Annotated in this window: 17 protein-coding genes; 7 read left to right on the top strand and 10 right to left on the bottom strand. The window is 73.1% G+C overall.

The window, feature by feature from the left end; all coding sequences use genetic code 11:
* Positions 1 to 24 precede the first annotated feature (24 nt).
* Positions 25 to 357, top strand: a complete 333-nt coding sequence (locus OO62_RS24150) for a WhiB family transcriptional regulator (protein WP_033269666.1) — start codon at positions 25 to 27, stop codon at positions 355 to 357.
* A gap of 135 nt (positions 358 to 492) precedes the next feature.
* On the opposite strand, the gene OO62_RS24155 is transcribed toward OO62_RS24150, so the two are convergent.
* Positions 493 to 1,419, bottom strand: a complete 927-nt coding sequence (locus OO62_RS24155) for a LysR family transcriptional regulator (protein ID WP_033269667.1) — start codon at positions 1,417 to 1,419, stop codon at positions 493 to 495.
* A gap of 167 nt (positions 1,420 to 1,586) precedes the next feature.
* Here OO62_RS24155 and OO62_RS24160 point away from each other — a divergent pair, with 167 nt between their 5' ends.
* Together OO62_RS24160 and OO62_RS24165 are read left to right on the top strand one after the other, a co-directional pair.
* Positions 1,587 to 2,252: an MOSC domain-containing protein gene (locus tag OO62_RS24160; RefSeq protein WP_033269668.1), complete on the top strand. Its 666-nt coding sequence runs from the start codon at positions 1,587 to 1,589 to the stop codon at positions 2,250 to 2,252.
* Between the two features lie 56 nt (positions 2,253 to 2,308).
* Positions 2,309 to 3,082, top strand: a complete 774-nt coding sequence (locus tag OO62_RS24165; protein ID WP_033269669.1) for an SDR family NAD(P)-dependent oxidoreductase — start codon at positions 2,309 to 2,311, stop codon at positions 3,080 to 3,082.
* An 11-nt stretch (positions 3,083 to 3,093) separates the two neighbouring features.
* On the opposite strand, the gene OO62_RS24170 is transcribed toward OO62_RS24165, so the two are convergent.
* On the bottom strand, positions 3,094 to 4,983 hold the full coding sequence (locus OO62_RS24170; RefSeq protein ID WP_033269670.1) for a DUF2264 domain-containing protein: 1,890 nt from the start codon (positions 4,981 to 4,983) through the stop codon (positions 3,094 to 3,096).
* Between the two features lie 278 nt (positions 4,984 to 5,261).
* Between OO62_RS24170 and OO62_RS24175 the strand changes: the two genes are divergently transcribed.
* Complete coding sequence (locus OO62_RS24175) at positions 5,262 to 6,248, top strand: hydroxyacid dehydrogenase (RefSeq protein WP_051733562.1); 987 nt, start codon at positions 5,262 to 5,264, stop codon at positions 6,246 to 6,248.
* 148 nt (positions 6,249 to 6,396) lie between these two features.
* On the opposite strand, the gene groL is transcribed toward OO62_RS24175, so the two are convergent.
* A complete protein-coding gene (groL, locus tag OO62_RS24180) occupies positions 6,397 to 8,022 on the bottom strand; it encodes a chaperonin GroEL (RefSeq protein ID WP_033269671.1) in 1,626 nt (541 codons plus the stop codon).
* A 133-nt stretch (positions 8,023 to 8,155) separates the two neighbouring features.
* Positions 8,156 to 8,464, bottom strand: coding sequence for a co-chaperone GroES (gene groES, locus OO62_RS24185; protein WP_033269672.1), 309 nt, complete (start codon positions 8,462 to 8,464; stop codon positions 8,156 to 8,158).
* A 465-nt stretch (positions 8,465 to 8,929) separates the two neighbouring features.
* On the opposite strand from groES, the gene OO62_RS24190 reads away from it, so the two are divergent.
* Both OO62_RS24190 and OO62_RS24195 read left to right on the top strand, forming a co-directional pair.
* Positions 8,930 to 10,285, top strand: a complete 1,356-nt coding sequence (locus tag OO62_RS24190; protein ID WP_033269761.1) for an FtsW/RodA/SpoVE family cell cycle protein — start codon at positions 8,930 to 8,932, stop codon at positions 10,283 to 10,285.
* A 307-nt stretch (positions 10,286 to 10,592) separates the two neighbouring features.
* Entirely contained in the window at positions 10,593 to 11,771 is a 1,179-nt protein-coding gene (locus tag OO62_RS24195) for a class I SAM-dependent methyltransferase (RefSeq protein ID WP_033269673.1), read from the top strand.
* 8 nt (positions 11,772 to 11,779) lie between these two features.
* On the opposite strand, the gene OO62_RS24200 is transcribed toward OO62_RS24195, so the two are convergent.
* The 4 genes from OO62_RS24200 to tsaB form a co-directional block, all read right to left on the bottom strand.
* Positions 11,780 to 12,145, bottom strand: a complete 366-nt coding sequence (locus OO62_RS24200) for a hypothetical protein (RefSeq protein ID WP_033269674.1) — start codon at positions 12,143 to 12,145, stop codon at positions 11,780 to 11,782.
* A 107-nt stretch (positions 12,146 to 12,252) separates the two neighbouring features.
* Positions 12,253 to 13,365 (bottom strand): tRNA (adenosine(37)-N6)-threonylcarbamoyltransferase complex transferase subunit TsaD, encoded by a 1,113-nt coding sequence (tsaD, locus tag OO62_RS24205; RefSeq protein WP_033269675.1) that lies wholly within the window; start codon positions 13,363 to 13,365, stop codon positions 12,253 to 12,255.
* A gap of 5 nt (positions 13,366 to 13,370) precedes the next feature.
* Entirely contained in the window at positions 13,371 to 13,844 is a 474-nt protein-coding gene (rimI, locus tag OO62_RS24210; protein WP_051733563.1) for a ribosomal protein S18-alanine N-acetyltransferase, read from the bottom strand.
* A gap of 83 nt (positions 13,845 to 13,927) precedes the next feature.
* On the bottom strand, positions 13,928 to 14,587 hold the full coding sequence (gene tsaB, locus OO62_RS24215; RefSeq protein ID WP_033269677.1) for a tRNA (adenosine(37)-N6)-threonylcarbamoyltransferase complex dimerization subunit type 1 TsaB: 660 nt from the start codon (positions 14,585 to 14,587) through the stop codon (positions 13,928 to 13,930).
* A gap of 95 nt (positions 14,588 to 14,682) precedes the next feature.
* On the opposite strand from tsaB, the gene OO62_RS24220 reads away from it, so the two are divergent.
* Positions 14,683 to 15,252, top strand: a complete 570-nt coding sequence (locus tag OO62_RS24220) for a L,D-transpeptidase (RefSeq protein WP_033269678.1) — start codon at positions 14,683 to 14,685, stop codon at positions 15,250 to 15,252.
* Positions 15,253 to 15,285: 33 nt separating this feature from the next.
* Here the strand turns inward: OO62_RS24220 and OO62_RS24225 are convergent, their stop codons facing one another.
* Both OO62_RS24225 and tsaE read right to left on the bottom strand, forming a co-directional pair.
* Positions 15,286 to 15,486, bottom strand: coding sequence for a hypothetical protein (locus tag OO62_RS24225; RefSeq protein WP_051733556.1), 201 nt, complete (start codon positions 15,484 to 15,486; stop codon positions 15,286 to 15,288).
* A gap of 179 nt (positions 15,487 to 15,665) precedes the next feature.
* Positions 15,666 to 16,202, bottom strand: coding sequence for a tRNA (adenosine(37)-N6)-threonylcarbamoyltransferase complex ATPase subunit type 1 TsaE (gene tsaE, locus OO62_RS24230; RefSeq protein WP_033269680.1), 537 nt, complete (start codon positions 16,200 to 16,202; stop codon positions 15,666 to 15,668).
* Between the last annotated feature and the right edge of the window lie 42 nt (positions 16,203 to 16,244).

A 16,244-nucleotide genomic window follows, 5' to 3' on the forward strand; every position in this document is an offset into this window, starting at 1 on the left:
AGCATCGCTTCGAGGGGACAAGCAATGGCAGATTTCTCCCGCCTCCCGGGCCCGAACGCAGACCTCTGGGACTGGCAGCTGCTGGCCGCCTGTCGCGGCGTCGACAGCTCCCTCTTCTTCCATCCCGAGGGCGAGCGAGGAGCGGCCCGCAGCGCGCGTGAGACATCGGCGAAGGAGGTATGCATGCGCTGCCCCGTGCGGGCCGAGTGCGCGGCGCATGCACTGGCCGTTCGCGAGCCCTACGGGGTCTGGGGCGGCCTGACGGAGGACGAGCGCGAGGAGCTCATGGGCCGGGCCCGCCACCGGCTGATCCCCGCGACCTCCATGACCGGTCATCCGGGCGCTGCGGGCACCTGACAAGTACACCTGTTGCAGAAACGTTCCTGCACATCGAAGCGACGCCGGGAGCGCGGATCTCCCCTGCCCGACGGGCAGCTGCCCGTCGGTTTTGCATGTGCCGGTGGGCGGACGCCCACCGGGCGCCCTCGGCCGTCAGCGCGTGGGGGCGCGCCGGCCCGCCGCGTCGGCCAGCTGGTCGAGCGTGGCCTCGACGGCGGGGACATGGGCCAGGTCCGGCAGGGTGAGCGCGACGATCTCCCGCTGCACCGCGGGCTCCAGCCGGATCGCGGTGACCCCCTTGGCGCGCACCGACTCCAGCGTGAGCTCGGGCAGCGCGGCGACTCCCAGGCCCGCGCCGACCAGGCCGATCACGGCCGGGTAGTCGTCCGTCGCGAAGTCGATGCGGGGGCTGAAGCCGGTGCTCTCGCAGACCTCCACCAGGTGGCGGCGGCAGCGCGGGCAGCCCGCGATCCACGGCTCGTCGGCGAGTTCCGCGAACCGCGCGGCGCCGGCCTTCGCCAGCCGGTGGCCGTCCGGCACCAGCCCGATCAGCCGGTCCGCCAGGACCGGCCGTACCACCAGGTCCTCCCACTCCGCCGCGGCCGCCGGGTCGGCGCCGCGCACCTGCGGGTAGCGGAAGGCCAGTGCGATCTCGCAGTCGCCGTTGCGCAGCATCTCGATCGACCGCGGCGGCTCGGCCTCGACCAGCGAGACCCGGGTGCCCGGGTGGGCGGCGCGCATCCTCGCCAGGGCGGTCGGCACCAGCGTCGAGCTGCCGGAGGGGAACGACACCAGCCGCACCCGGCCGGCCCGCAGGCCCGCGATGGCGGCGACCTCCTCCTCGGCGGCGGTCAGCCCGGCCAGGATGCCGACGGCGTGCCGTACGAGTGCCTCGCCCGCCTGCGTCAGCCGCATCTCGCGGCCGGTGCGGACCAGCAGCGGGGTGCCGGCGGACTGTTCCAGGGCCTTCATCTGCTGGCTGACGGCCGGCTGGGTGCAGCCCAGTTCGCGCGCCGCGGCGGAGAACGAACCGGTCCGGGCGACGGCGCGCAGCACACGGAGATGACGGGCCTCGATCACGTATCGAGCATAAGCGGAACTTGGGGTGGTGAGGAAAAATGCGGTCGCCACTTTTGGGTGGGAATGGCCGGCGTGGCCGGGCCGGTGTGCCCCGTAGGGGGCGGGGCACACGAAGGTACTGACCGGGTGTTCCGGAAACCGCACCCGATCGAGCAACGGAGCGTCGTATGAAACTGCTGACCGTGAACGTGGGGCGGCCCGCGCCCACCGACCACACCGACGCCCCGGGCGGCACGGGCATCGACAAGCGCCCCGTGGCCGGCCCGGTGGCGGTCACCGCGCCCGGTCCCAAGGGCAGCGGCGGCAGCGGGCTGGCCGGCGACGCGGTGGTCGATCTGCGCCACCACGGCGGCGACGACCAGGCGGTGTACGCCTACGCCCGCGAGGACCTGGACGCCTGGGAGCGGGAGCTGGGCCGCGAGCTGGCCAACGGCGTCTTCGGCGAGAACCTCACCACCTCGGGCGTCGAGGTCACCGGCGCCCGGATCGGCGAGCGCTGGCGGGTGGGCCCGCGGCTGCTGCTGGAGGTGAGCTGTCCGCGGATCCCCTGCCGTACGTTCCAGGGCTGGCTGGGCGAGCACGGCTGGCTGCGGCGGTTCACCCGGGCGGGGGTGCCCGGCGCGTACCTGCGGGTCATCGAGCCGGGCGAGATCCGCGCCGGGGACGGCATCGAGCGGGTGCACCGGCCGGACCACGAGGTGACCATCGGGCTGATGTTCCAGGCGCTGACGACCCGGCGGGAGCTGCTGCCCCGGCTGCTGGAGGCGGACCGGGCGCTGCCCGAGGAGGCGCGGCGCAGGGTCGTGAAGTACCTGGAGCGGCAAGGGAGTTGAGCGCACGGCCGGACGGGGGGCCGGGGCCCGGTGCCGGGGCGGATAGCGTGCCCCGTATGACGACTGCATTGATCACGGGAGCGACGGCGGGCATCGGGGCGGCGTTCGCCCGGCGGCTCGCGAGCGACGGCCACAGCGTGGTGCTGGTGGCACGCAACGAGAAGCGGCTGCGCGAGCAGGCCACCGAACTGCACGACCGGCACGGCATCGAGGCGGAGGTGCTCGTCGCCGACCTGGCCACCGAGGAGGGCATCACCGCCGTCGAGGCCCGGCTGACGGATGCCAAACACCCGGTCGATCTGCTGGTGAACAACGCCGGCTTCGGCAACAAGGGCGAGTACCTCGAAGTGCCGATGGCCGAGGAGCTGACGATGCTGAAGGTGCACTGCGAGGCGGTGCTGCGGCTGACCACGGCGGCGGTGCGCGGCATGCGGGACCGCCGGCGCGGGGCGGTGGTCAACGTGGCGTCGGTGGCGGCGTTCGTACCGCGCGGCACGTACGGCGCGAGCAAGGCGTGGGTCGTGCAGTTCACCCAGGGCGCGGCCCGCGACCTGGCCGGCAGCGGGGTGCGGCTGATGGCGCTGTGCCCGGGTTTCGTGCGGACCGAGTTCCACGAGCGGGCCGGGATGGGGACGGACAACATCCCGGGGTGGATGTGGCTGGACGCGGACAAGCTGGTGGACGCGGCGATGAAGGACCTGGTGCGGGGGAAGTCGCTGTCCATCCCCGACCCGCGGTACAAGGCGCTCATGGGCGCGGTGAAGCTGGCACCCCGCGGTGTCCTCGGGGGGCTCACGTCCCGTACGGGGCGCAAGTACGGGCCCCGCTGACGCGGCGTCGCTCACGGCACGGCGCCGCCAGCGGACAGGGTCAGGTCGCTGGTGGTGCCGTCGTCGTGCCAGGTGACGTGGACGGTGTGGCCGGTGCGGTGGGCCGTGGTGCGCACGGTCGCCAGGGTCCGTACGGGGGCGGGGTCCGGGTCCCCCGTGAGGGAGGCCAGCGCCAGGAAAAGGGTGCCCCGGGGGTCCGGGGTGGTGGCGCCCTCCAGGACGGCGGTCTCCGTGCCGGGGCCGGCCAGGGTGCTTCCCGTAGGGGTCAGGCGGGGCGGACCGTCGTAGCCGTGGACCGGGTGGAGCTGGGCCGCGGGACCGTCGGAGGTGACGGCCCAGCCCGTCTGGCGTACGGGGGTGCCCGGGGCGGCGCCGGTGACCAGATGGGCGCGGAGTTCGGCCCGGCCGTGCACGAGGGTCGCGGACAGCACGCGGACGCCGCGGAGTGCGGTGCCGTCCGGGCCGCGTGGGGTGTGCGTGGAGGAGGCCCGGTCGGGGCCGGTGGTGTGCGGGGTGGCGGGGCCGCGGGTGGTGGGCCGGCCGGCGAGCAGCAGCGCGAAGTGGTTGTCCGGGAGCGCCGGCCCGGCGGTGGGGGTCGTGGGGCCGGTGCGGGTGGAGTACGCGAAGCGGTCGTAGGACGGGTCGGACGCGGCGAGCGGGGAGTTGCTGCCGTGGTTGTGCACGCGGACCAGGCCGTCGGACGCGGTGGACTGCAGCAGCAGGCCGGTGGGGCCCAGGGGCCGTACGATGTCCGCGCGTTCGGCGGGGAGGGGTTCCTCGGGGTCGGTCCAGGTGGGGTGCCCGGCGGGCAGCAGCAGGCCGAGGAATCCCTTGGCCGCCCAGTAGGGGGAGCCCGGACCCGAGTAGCTCTGCAGCATCGGCGGGTGGGGCCGGTACCAGCCGAGCGGCAGCAGCCCGTCCCCGGTGACGGCGCCGCGGTCGAGGAAGTGGCGCAGCGCCCCGGAGGCGAGGCGGCGGGTGGCGCCCGGGGTGAGCGGGGTGTGGCCGGTGAGCGCGCCGAGCCAGGGGGCGGCGGTGGCGGCGAAGCGGTAGGTGAGTGAGCGGCCGAACGGCAGCGGCGCGCCATCGGAACCGAAGAGGCGGGTGTAGTCCTCCAGTTGGTCATGCAGGCGGTCCCCGTAGGTGGCCGCCAGGGCGTGGTCGGCACTCAGGTGCGCGTGCAGGACGGGGTAGAAGTGCAGCGCCCAGGCGTTGTAGTGGTCGAAGGCCCGGTTGTCGCCGTCGGAGTACCAGCCTGCGCCGCGGTACCACTCCTCGACGCGTGTCAGGGCCCGGTCGACGGCCGCCTGGGCGCGGGCGGTCTCGATGCCCGCGTCGTGCAGGAAGCCGCCGACGGTGAGGCCGAAGAGCCACCAGTTGTTGTCGACGGGTGACGGGCCGAGGGCCGGCAGCAGCCAGTCGGCGATCCTGCCGCGGACCGCCTCGTCGAGGGTGTCCCAGAGCCGGCGACGGGTCAGCCGCAGGCCGAGGGCGAGAGACGCGGCTTCGACGCGGGCCTGGCGGACGGCGTCGATGCGCGGCCAGGAGTCGGGGTCGGCGGGCGTCAGCCCCCGGTCGGCCGTCGGCCGCCGGGTGCCCGCGGCCAGGCCCTCGGCGTAGCGGGTGAGATGGGCGTGCGGGTCGTCTCCCCCGCTGCCGGCCACGCGGAGGGCGGCCAGCAGGAACGTACGGGCGAAGCCTTCGAGGCCGTCGGAGCGGGGGCCGGAGGAGCTGGGGCGGGGGCCGGGGAGGGTGAGCAGGCCGTGGCGCGGGGAGAAGTAGGGGCGGGTGGCACACAGCAGGCCGTCGGCGGTGGCCTCCCAGTGGGCGCGGGTCCAGCCGGTGCGTGGGCTGAGCCGGCGGTCCTCGGGCGGGAGGGGGAAGGGGTGGGGTGCGGGCACGGCGCCTCCCGGGGGCGCAGGAGGACGGCGATTCTCCCGGCAGGTCTGACGGAACGTCAAGAGAAGTGCGAAACGGAGGAAGACGCCGCATGACCACATCGCCCCCCACCGGCCCGCACCACCGACCCACGGGAGGGGACGGACCGCAGGACGAGGTCCGCGGGGCCCCCGCCGCACCCGGCGACGTCCCCGCCGCGGGAGCGACGGCGGGAGTCACCCCCGACGACGGGGGGAGCGCGCCGCACGCGGCGAAGCGGCGGCCCGCCCTGCTGCTGTCGATGGGTCCCGGCATCGCCGGCCGGCTGCTCGACCCGCGCCACCACACCCGCCTCGCGGCCCTGGCCCGTACCGACTCCCGGCTCGTCGCCCACGAGCTGGCCGATCCGCCGCCCGCCGTCGCCGCCGCCCTCGCCGAGGCGGAGGTGCTGCTCACCTGCTGGGGCGCACCGCCGCTCACCGCGCGGGTGCTGGACGCGGCCCCCCGGCTGCGGGCCGTCATCCACGCCGCCGGCTCGGTCAAGCACCACGTCACCGACGCCTGCTGGGAGCGCGGGATCGCCGTCAGCTCGGCGGCCGCCGTCAACGCCCTCCCGGTCGCCGAGTACACCCTCGCCATGATCCTGCTGGCCAACAAGCGCGTGCTGCACTCCGCCCGCCGCTACCGCGCGCTGCGCGCCCCGCACGACTGGCAGGTCGAGCTCGCCGACGCCGGCAACTACCGCCGCACCGTGGGCGTCATCGGCGCCTCCCGCATCGGCCGCCGGGTCATCGAGCTGCTCCGCCCGTTCGGGCCGGCCGTGCTGCTGCACGATCCGTACGTGACGGCCGCGGAGGCCGCCCGTCTGGGGGTGCGGCCGGTGTCGCTCGGCGCGCTCTGCGCCGGCAGTGACGTCGTCACCGTGCACGCCCCGCAACTGCCCGGCACCCGCCATCTGCTGGGCGCCCGCGAACTGGCCCTGATGCCCGACGGCGCGACCCTGATCAACACCGCCCGCGGCTCCCTGGTCGACGAGTCGGCGCTGCTGCCCGAGCTGGTGTCCGGCCGCATCGACGCCGTCCTGGACGTCACCGAGCCCGAACTCCCGCCCGCCGACTCGCCGTTGTACGAGCTGCCCAACGTGCTGCTCACCCCGCACGTCGCCGGTTCGCTGGGCACCGAACTCCACCGGCTCACCGACCACGCCCTCGACGAACTCGACCGGTACGCCCGCGGTCTGCCGTTCGCCGACCCCGTCCGCCCGGAGGACCTGGGCCGCTCGGCGTGACGGCCGGGGCCCGGGGCCGGCCCGAACCGGCCCCGGAACGCCGGAGACCCGGCCCCGGAACGCCGGAGACCCGGCCCCCGCCATCGGCGGGAACCGGGTCTCCGGTACGACGGGCGTCACGCGCCCGTCGTCACGGCGTCGCCTTGCGTCAGTGCGCGTGGCCGTGGCCGTGACCGGCCTCGGCGCCCTCGTCCTCGGCCGGCTTCTCGACGACCAGGGTCTCGGTCGTGAGCAGCAGCGAGGCGATGGAGGCGGCGTTCTCCAGGGCGGAGCGGGTGACCTTGACCGGGTCGATGACGCCGGCCTTGACCAGGTCGACGTACTCGCCGGTGGCGGCGTTGAAGCCGTTGCCCTTCTCCTGCTCCGCGACCTTGGCGGTGATCACGTAGCCCTCGAGGCCCGCGTTCTCCGCGATCCAGCGCAGCGGCTCGACGACGGCGCGACGGACGACGGCGACACCGGTGGCCTCGTCGCCCTCCTTGCCGAGGGAGCCCTCCAGCACCTTGGCGGCGTGGACCAGCGCGGAGCCACCACCGGAGACGATGCCCTCCTCGACCGCGGCGCGGGTCGCGGAGATGGCGTCCTCCAGACGGTGCTTCTTCTCCTTGAGCTCGACCTCGGTGGCCGCACCGACGCGGATGACGCAGACGCCACCGGCGAGCTTGGCGAGGCGCTCCTGGAGCTTCTCGCGGTCCCAGTCGGAGTCGGTGCTCTCGATCTCGGCCTTGATCTGAGCGACGCGCGCGGTGACGTCCTCGCTCTTGCCGCCACCGTCGACGATGGTGGTGTCGTCCTTGGTGACGGTCACGCGGCGGGCGGTACCGAGCACGTCCAGACCGGCCTGGTCGAGCTTGAGGCCGACCTCCTCGGCGATGACGGTGGCACCGGTGAGGGTGGCCATGTCGCCGAGCATCGCCTTGCGGCGGTCACCGAAGCCGGGGGCCTTGACGGCCACGGCGTTGAAGGTGCCACGGATCTTGTTGACGACGAGGGTGGAGAGCGCCTCGCCCTCGACGTCCTCGGCGATGATCAGCAGCGGCTTGGAGGCACCGGCCTGGATGATCTTCTCCAGCAGCGGCAGCAGGTCCTGGATGGACGAGATCTTGCCCTGGTGGATCAGGATGTACGGGTCCTCGAGGACGGCCTCCATACGCTCCTGGTCGGTGACCATGTACGGCGAGAGGTAGCCCTTGTCGAAGGCCATGCCCTCGGTGAAGTCCAGCTCCAGACCGAAGGTGTTGGACTCCTCGACGGTGATCACACCGTCCTTGCCCACCTTGTCCATCGCCTCGGCGATGAGCTCACCGACCTGCTTGTCCTGCGCGGACAGACCGGCGACGGCGGCGATGTCGGCCTTGTCGTCGATCGGGCGGGCGCTGGCGAGAAGGTCCTCGGAGATGGCCTTGACCGCCGCGTCGATGCCCTTCTTCAGCGCGGCCGGGGACGCACCCGCGGCGACGTTGCGCAGACCCTCGCGGACCAGCGCCTGGGCCAGCACGGTGGCGGTGGTGGTGCCGTCACCCGCGATGTCGTTGGTCTTGGTCGCCACCTCCTTGACGAGCTGGGCGCCCAGGTTCTCGTACGGGTCGTCGACCTCGACCTCACGGGCGATGGTGACACCGTCGTTGGTGATGGTGGGGGCGCCGAACTTCTTGTCGATGACGACGTTGCGGCCCTTGGGACCGATCGTCACCTTCACCGTGTCGGCAAGCTTGTTGACGCCGCGCTCAAGGGCGCGACGGGCGTCCTCGTCGAACTTCAGGATCTTCGCCATGGGTTGCTTCAAGTCCTCTCATTGCGATCCTCGGCACGCAGTGGGGACCGCGGTCTCAAACGGAACTGCGCCCCTGCCCCGGGTTGTTTAGACGCGGGAACCAGGGGCGCAGATCACGGCAATTCGGGGTGACTTACTTCTCGACGATCGCGAGCACGTCACGCGCCGACAGAACGAGGTAGTCCTCGTTGTTGTACTTCACCTCGGTGCCGCCGTACTTGCTGTAGAGCACGACATCGCCGACCTTGACGTCGAGCTCGACGCGCTTGCCGTCCTCGAAGCGGCCCGGGCCCACGGCCAGGACGACGCCCTCCTGGGGCTTCTCCTTGGCGGTGTCCGGAATGACCAGGCCCGAGGCCGTGGTCTGCTCGGCGTCGAGCGGCTGGACCACGATGCGGTCCTCAAGCGGCTTGATGGCAACCTTGGAGCTGGTGGTCGTCACGATCCGACCTCCCCCTTCGGAGATCTCACGGGGTTAACTGTCTGAGGTGGCGACCAGGTGGATCCGTCGTCGCGGGTGCCGGACCTGCCCGTCGCTGTGTCTGGCACTCCCCAGTGGAGAGTGCCAACGCCGAGACTATGACGCGGTTAGCACTCGGTCAAGCGGAGTGCCAGCGCGCCGGGATCCGATCTGCCAGGACCGCACGATGACGGAAGGCCGACGGATGGCCGACCAGGCCGGTTTCCCTGCCAAATCGGACACACCTTCCCGTTCCCTCGCAACCACGCCACCGGCTGCCTCGTCTACCTCCCCGACTGCCCGGTCGGCGAAGCGCGCCTGGGCATGTCTTATGGATCAGCCCGGAACGCCCGCGGCCCTGACCATCGATGGCGGAGGAATGCCGTGCGTGGACTGACCAGCTCTTCCCGGGCGGCCGGGCAGCCGGAGAGTGACGCCGAGCGCACCATGACGTTCGCCGCGCTCGAACGGGCACCGGACCGCCGCCGGACCGAGGCGTGGCTGCTCGCCCTCGTCGTCGCGATCGCCGTCTTCGGCTACGCCTACACCGGCCTGTCGATGACCGGCCGGCTCCCGGGCGGGCTGGCCGGCTTCTCGGTGAGCATGCTCTTCGTCGCGCTGGTGCCGCACCTGGTCCTCCGCCGCTTCGCGCCGCGCGCCGATCCGCTGATCCTGCCGCTGGCGACGCTGCTCACCGGGATCGGCCTGGTACTGCTGCACCGGCTGGACCTCACCTACGCGCAGACCCCCCGGCTGAAGATCGCCGAGGCGGCCAGCGGTCAGCTGGTGTGGACGGTGATCGGGGTGGCCGTCTGCATCGCCATCCTGCTGGTGGTGCGCGACCACCGCATCCTCCAGCGCTACATCTACCTGACGATGGTCGTCGCGCTGGTGCTGCTGATGGCTCCGGCGTTCTTCGGCGCCGACATGTACGGCGCCAAGCGCTGGATCCTGCTCGGGCCGCTGTCGCTGCAGCCCGGCGAGTTCGTGAAGATCATGATCTCGGTGTTCTTCGCGGGCTACCTCACCGTCAGCCGCGACGCGCTGGCGCTGGCCGGCCGCCGGGTCATGGGCGTCCAGCTGCCCCCGGGCAGGCAGCTCGGCCCGATCTTCACCATCTGGGCGATCAGCCTGCTGGTGCTGATCTTCGAACGCGACCTGGGCACCTCGCTGATCTTCTTCGGCGTCTTCGTGATCATGCTCTACATGGCCACCGACCGCACCAGCTGGGTGGTGTGCGGCCTGTTGATGGCCGTCGTCGGCGCGGCCGTCGTCGGCTCCCTCGAACCCCACGTCCACGGCCGGGTCACCGCCTGGCTGGACCCCATGCGGGCCTTCACCAAGCAGGGCGTGGCGGACGGCATGTCCGACCAGCTGGGCCAGGCGCTGTTCAGCTTCGGCAGCGGCGGCATCAGCGGCACCGGCCTGGGCCAGGGCCACCCCGAGCTGATCGGCTTCGCCGGCAACAGCGACTTCATCCTCACCACCGTCGGCGAGGAACTGGGCCTCACCGGCGTGATGGCGATCGTCATGCTGTACGTACTGCTGGCACAGCGCGGGCTACGGGTCGGACTGACCGCCCGCGACCCCTTCAGCAAGCTGCTCGCGGTCGGCCTCGCCGGGGCGCTGCTGCTCCAGGTCTTCGTCGTCGCCGGCGGCGTCACCGGCCTCATCCCCCTCACCGGCAAGGCCCTCCCCTTCCTCGCCAAGGGCGGCTCCTCCCTCGTGGCGAACTGGGTGATGGTGGCCCTCCTGCTCCGCATCAGCGACCACGCCCAGCGGCGGCGTGAGCCGGTGCGGTGACTTCCCACGCTTTTGTCCGTCCCGCCGTGGTGGTTGCTCGCCGTGGCGCCTGCGGCGGGCCGGGTGGTCTGTGGGTGCGGTGACGGACCTCCGGGGCCTTGTGTGTGGACTGCTTCGCTTTACGTCCACACACAAGGCCCCTCCCGGAGGAGCGGCACCGCACCCAACAACAACCCAGCCCGCCGCAGGCGCAACGGCGAGACGACACACGGCGGGAAAGCCAACAACGTGCGGCGGCGCCGCAAAGCGCAACGGCGAGCAACAACCACGGCGGGACGGCCGAAAACGTGGGAGGGACAATGACTCCGTGAGTGATCTGGACGTCTTTGCTGCCCTTCTCGCCCCCGAGGGGCAGACGTTGTTGGACGAGTTGCGGGACCACGACCCCGCCGACGAGCTGGCGGCAGCCACCCGGTTGCGGCGGGACCACCCCGCGCCGCTGGTCTCCGCGGCGCTCGGGCAGGCGCGGCTCCGGCAGCGGGCGGCGGCGAAGTTCGGGGCGGACGCGCAGCGGATGTACTTCACGGCCAACGGCGTCGAACAGTCCACCCGGGCGACGGTCGCCGCCCACCGTGCCGACCGGCTCGCCGCGCTGGGCGTGCGGTCGGTGGCGGACCTGTGCTGCGGCATCGGCGGGGACGCGCTCGCGCTGGCGCGGGCCGGGATCCGCGTACTGGCCGTCGACCGGGACCCGCTGGCCTGCGCGGCGGCGCGGGCGAACGCCGCGGCGCTGGGGCTGGCGGAGCTGATCGAGGTGCGCGCGGCGGACGTGACGGAGGTGGACACCGCCGGCTGGGACGCGGTGTTCGTCGATCCGGCGCGCCGCAGCAAGGTCCGGGGCGGCCGGATCTTCGACCCCGAGGCGTACTCGCCGCCGCTGTCCTGGGCCGTCGAGGCCGCGCGTACCGCCCCGTTCGCGGCGTTGAAGATCGCGCCGGGCGTGCCGCACGAGATGCTGCCCGAGGACGCCGAGGCGGAGTGGATCTCCGACCGGGGCGAGGTGAAGGAGGCGGTGCTGTGGTTCGGTACGGCGCCGGGTGCCCGCCGCGCCACCCTGCTGCCGGCCGGTGACTCGCTGCTGGGCGCGGGCCTGCCGGACCCGGAGGCCGGTCCGGTGGGCCGCTATCTGTACGAGCCGGACGGCGCCGTCATCCGCGCCCATCTCGTCGCCGAGGCCGCCGCCGCACTCGACGGCCGGCTCATCGACCCGACCATCGCGTACGTCACCGCCGACGCGCTGCGCCCGACGCCGTACGCGACCGCCTACGAGATCACCGACGTGCTGCCGTTCAACGTCAAGCGGCTCAAGGCGCTGCTGCGTGAGCGCGGGGTCGGCACCGCGGTGATCAAGAAGCGCGGTTCGGCGGTCGAGCCGGAGGAGCTGCGCAAGAAGCTGAAGCTGGGCGGCGGCGGGAACTCCGTCACGATCTTCCTGACCCGGGTCGCCGGCGCGCCCACGATGCTGCTGGGGCAGCCGGCGCACTGAGCGGGGGCTCAGGCCAGGTCGGTGAGGTCCTCGGCGTAGATCTGGGAGAGCGGCTGCGGGCCGACGTACTGCTGGCAGGTGCACTGTCCGGCCTCGAACTGGACCGGTTTGCGGTCGGCGTCCCAGGCGACCGCGATCTCCACCACCTCATGACACTTGCCCTTTTTGTCATGCTTGGCGAGGTGATGGGTGCAGCCGCACACCGGCTCCGGCGGCTTCTGGGCGGCGGCCAGTTCCTGCCGCACCTGACGGGCCGACCCCAGGCGCTCCATCTTGCGCTCGTGACGGGTGCGCAGGGCCGTACGGGCGGTGTCGGCGACCTTCGCGAAGCCGCCCGCCATGAAGAAGATGAAGACCCACCAGAACCAGTCCACAGCCTGCCGCCTCCCCACGCGCGCGCCCGGTGCCGCTCCAGGGTAAGACCTCGGGGCGGGCGGGGTGCCGGAGGAGGCGGCGGTTGTCACCGATCCTCAGAAGATGGTCACGAGTAGAGGTTCTGCTTGCTCACCTCGTGGACGTGGTCGTGGTGGTGGGCGGGGGCCTCGCCGGGCACATGGGGTTCGGTGACCGGAAGCGACGAGTCCGCCGAGAGGTCCCAGGCGGACGCCGCCCGGCCGCGGGCCACCATCTCCGCACCCAGGGCCGCGACCATCGCGCCGTTGTCGGTGCACAGCTTGGGCCGCGGCACCCGCAGCGTGATACCGGCGTCCTCGCAGCGGCGCTGGGCCATCGCCCGCAGCCGGGAGTTGGCCGCGACCCCGCCGCCGATCATCAGGTGGTCCACGCCGTTGTCCTTGCAGGCGCGTACGGCCTTGCGGGTCAGCACGTCCACGACGGCCTCCTGGAAGGACGCCGAGACGTCCGCCACCGGCACCTCCTCGCCGGCCGCCCGCTTGGCCTCGATCCAGCGCGCGACGGCCGTCTTCAGGCCGGAGAAGGAGAAGTCGTAGACCGGGTCGCGGGGGCCGGTCAGGCCGCGCGGGAAGCGGATCGCGTCGGGGTTGCCCTCGCGCGCGTAGCGGTCGATGACCGGGCCGCCCGGGAAGCCGAGGTTCAGCACCCGCGCGATCTTGTCGAACGCCTCGCCGGCCGCGTCGTCGATGGTCGAGCCGAGCGGGCGCACGTCGGAGGTGATGTCGGGGGCCAGCAGGAGGGAGGAGTGGCCGCCGGAGACCAGCAGGGCCATCGTCGGCTCGGGCAGCGGGCCGTGCTCCAGCTGGTCGACGCAGATGTGCGAGGCGAGGTGGTTGACGCCGTAGAGCGGCTTGCCGAGGGCGTAGGCGTACGCCTTGGCCGCCGAGACGCCGACCAGCAGCGCGCCGGCCAGGCCGGGCCCCGCGGTGACCGCGATGCCGTCCAGGTCGCTCGCCGCGACCCCGGCGTCCTTCAGCGCCCGCTGGATGGTGGGGACCATCGCCTCCAGGTGGGCCCGGGAGGCGACCTCGGGCACCACGCCGCCGAAGCGCGCGTGTTCGTCGACGCTGGAGGCGACCGCGTCGGCGAGGAGGGTGTGGCCGTGGACGATGCCGACACCGGTCTCGTCGCAGGAGGTCTCGATGCCGAGGACGAGCGGTCCACCGCGTGAGTCAGCCATGATCGTCAAGTTCCTTGTACGGAGGGTGCTTCGGAGGAGGTCTGGGTGGGGCGGCGCATCACGAGCGCGTCGACGTTGCCGGGCTGGTAGTAGCCGCGGCGGAAGCCGATCGGCTCGAAGCCGAAGCGCTCGTAGAGGCGCTGGGCGCGGAGGTTGTCGACGCGTACCTCCAGCAGCACCTCGTGGCACTCGAAGTCCGTCGCGGCACCGAGGAGTTCGGTCAGCAGGCGGGCGCCGAGGCCGGTGCCCCACTGGTCGCGGACGGTGGCGATGGTCTGGACGTCGCCCGTGCCGTCGACCGCGGCCAGCCCGGCGTAGCCGACCAGCCGGCCCGACAGCTCGGCGACGAGGTAGCGGCGGCTGGCGCCGGGGCCGCGGGCGTGGGCCAGCTCGGACCAGAACATGCCGACCGACCAGGCGTCCTCGGGGAAGAGGTCGCGCTCCAGCTCCAGCACCGGCGCGATGTCCCACCAGCGCATCTCGCGCAGCACCGCGGCGGGCCGCGGGGAGCCGCCGTTCGGCGGTGCCGTGGAGGGGCGGGGGTGGTGCGACGGGCCGGCGGTCACTTGGGGGTGACCACCTTGTAGTTGGCGGGCACCTGGGCGTCCGGGCGGCGCAGGTACAGCGGCCGCGGCGGCAGCAGTTCCTCGCCCGCGGCCAGCTTCTCGGCGGCCAGCGCGGCGAGCGCGGCCGCGGACTGGTGCTCCGGCCCCTCGCGCCGTACGCCGGTGAAGACCGTGTCGTAGAGCAGCGCGCCCGCGCCCACGGCCGGGACGCCGGCCACCTGGTCGGCGAGGTCGGCGGGGCGGTCGACGGCCGGTTCGGTCAGCCGGGTCCGGGCGTCCGCGTAGCGCGCCCAGTAGACCTCTTTGCGGCGGGCGTCAGTGGCCACGACGAAAGGCTCGGTCAGCCCCGAGGCGTAGGCGAGGCCGTCGAGCGTGCACAGGCCGTGGACGGGGACGTCGAGGACCGCGCCGAACGTGGCGGCGGTCACCAGGCCCACCCGCAGCCCGGTGTACGGCCCCGGTCCCACGCCGACCACGATCTCGCTGACCTCGTCGAGCTTCCGGCCGGCCTCGCCCAGCACCCGGTCGACGGCGGGCAGCAGCAGCTCGCCGTGGCGGCGCGCGTCGACCTGCCGGGATTCGGCGAGGATGCCCGTCCCGTCGTGGAGCGCGACCGTGACGGCGGGGGTGGCGGTGTCAAGAGCTAGCAGCAGCACGCCCTCAAGCCTACGGCGCGGCCGGTGGTGCCCCGTCCCCTGCTACCGTCGCCCCGGAGCAGGGGAACGCAGGAACAGGGAGAGGTGGCACAGCGGTGCCCGCTAAGAGCAGCACGATCGTCACCGCGCTGACCACGGCCGCCGTGGTCGCCGTCGGGGTGCTCGGCTACCAGGCCGCGGCGTCCGCCCCGGCCACCCTGACCCAGGCCCGCAGCGACGGTCACCACAGCACGCCGCAGGGCAACCGCGACCAGCCCGGCAAGAAGGCGAAGCCGCCGGCCCCCGCACCGGTCCCCGCCGCCTCCGGCACCGGCCGGCGGGTGGTCTACTCGCTCGGCGGCAAGCGGGTCTGGCTGGTCGACGCCAAGGGGAAGACCGTGCGCACGTTCACCGTCGCGCCGAGCACGGTGAGCCCGGCGCCGGGGAGCTACGCGGTCGGCTCGCGCTCGGTGAGCGTGACCGGCTCGGACGGCATCGCGATCGAGCACGTGGTGCGGTTCACCACGGTCAACGCGGTCACGGTCGGTTTCAGCGCGGCGGTCGACGGCTCGCGGCCGGACCCCGGCGCGGCGAAGAAGACCGGCGGAATCCGTGAGTCACGGGACGACGGCAAGGCGCTGTGGGACTTCGCACTGCACGGCACCAAGGTCGTCGTGGTCTCCTGACCGGTCCTCGGTCCGACAATTCGCCCCTACGGGCTACGCCGCGTCGCGGCCGCCGGTGGACGGGGCGTCCCCGCCCTCCGCTTCCGGCTCGCCCCGGCGCCCCGCAGGCTTGTCCTGACGGGTCTCCTCGTCGGCGTCCGGAGGCGTGGAGACGGCGCTGGCCGCGGCGCAGGCGGCGAGCAGCTCGTTCATCGTCGGCGGCGTCTCGCGCGCATCGTGCTGGTGGGCCGACATGGACGCCTCCTGGGGCTCCTGGGGCAACGCGACAGAAGCTAGGCTCGCTACTTAGGCACACCTAACTGGGGTCTCCACCCATGTGACCACGCCCGGTACCGGCTACGCAACATCTTGCCGACGCCTTGTCGGAAACTACCGGGTCTGTGACGTGCGGGAACCCATCGGCCGCGGTCCCGTCAGCAGATCTCCAGGTCCGGCAGCCCGGCGTCCGCCCAGCGCGCACCGTAGCCGGTGACCGTCACCTCGCGGACGTCGTCCACGTCCTCCTCCGGGTGCCCGGACAGGCGCTCCGCGCCGTCCCCGCCCACGGCCCGGCCGATGACCACGTGCAGCCGGTCGTCGGAGAGCTCCTCGACCTTGCCCTCGCCCCACTCCACGACCACCACCGAGGCGGGCAGCGACACATCGAGGTCCAGGTCCTCCATCTCGTCCAGCCCGCCGCCGAGCCGGTAGGCGTCGACGTGCACCAGCGCGGGGCCGCCGACCAGCGAGGGGTGGACGCGGGCGATGACGAAGGTGGGCGAGGTCACGGCACCGCGTACGCCCAGCCCCGCGCCCAGGCCGCGGGTCAGTGTGGTCTTTCCGGCGCCCAGCTCACCGGTGAGCAGCACCAGGTCGCCGGGGCGCAGCAGAGGGGCCAGTCTGCGGCCCAACTCCTGCATCTGATCGGGGGACTTGACGGTGACATGCGCGACGGCGTCGGTGGTGCTCATGTCGCAAATGGTACGGCCCGGCGCCCCGCGGTGGCGGCGCCC

Source organism: Streptomyces lydicus, assembly GCF_000717345.1.
Classification (GTDB): domain Bacteria; phylum Actinomycetota; class Actinomycetes; order Streptomycetales; family Streptomycetaceae; genus Streptomyces; species Streptomyces lydicus.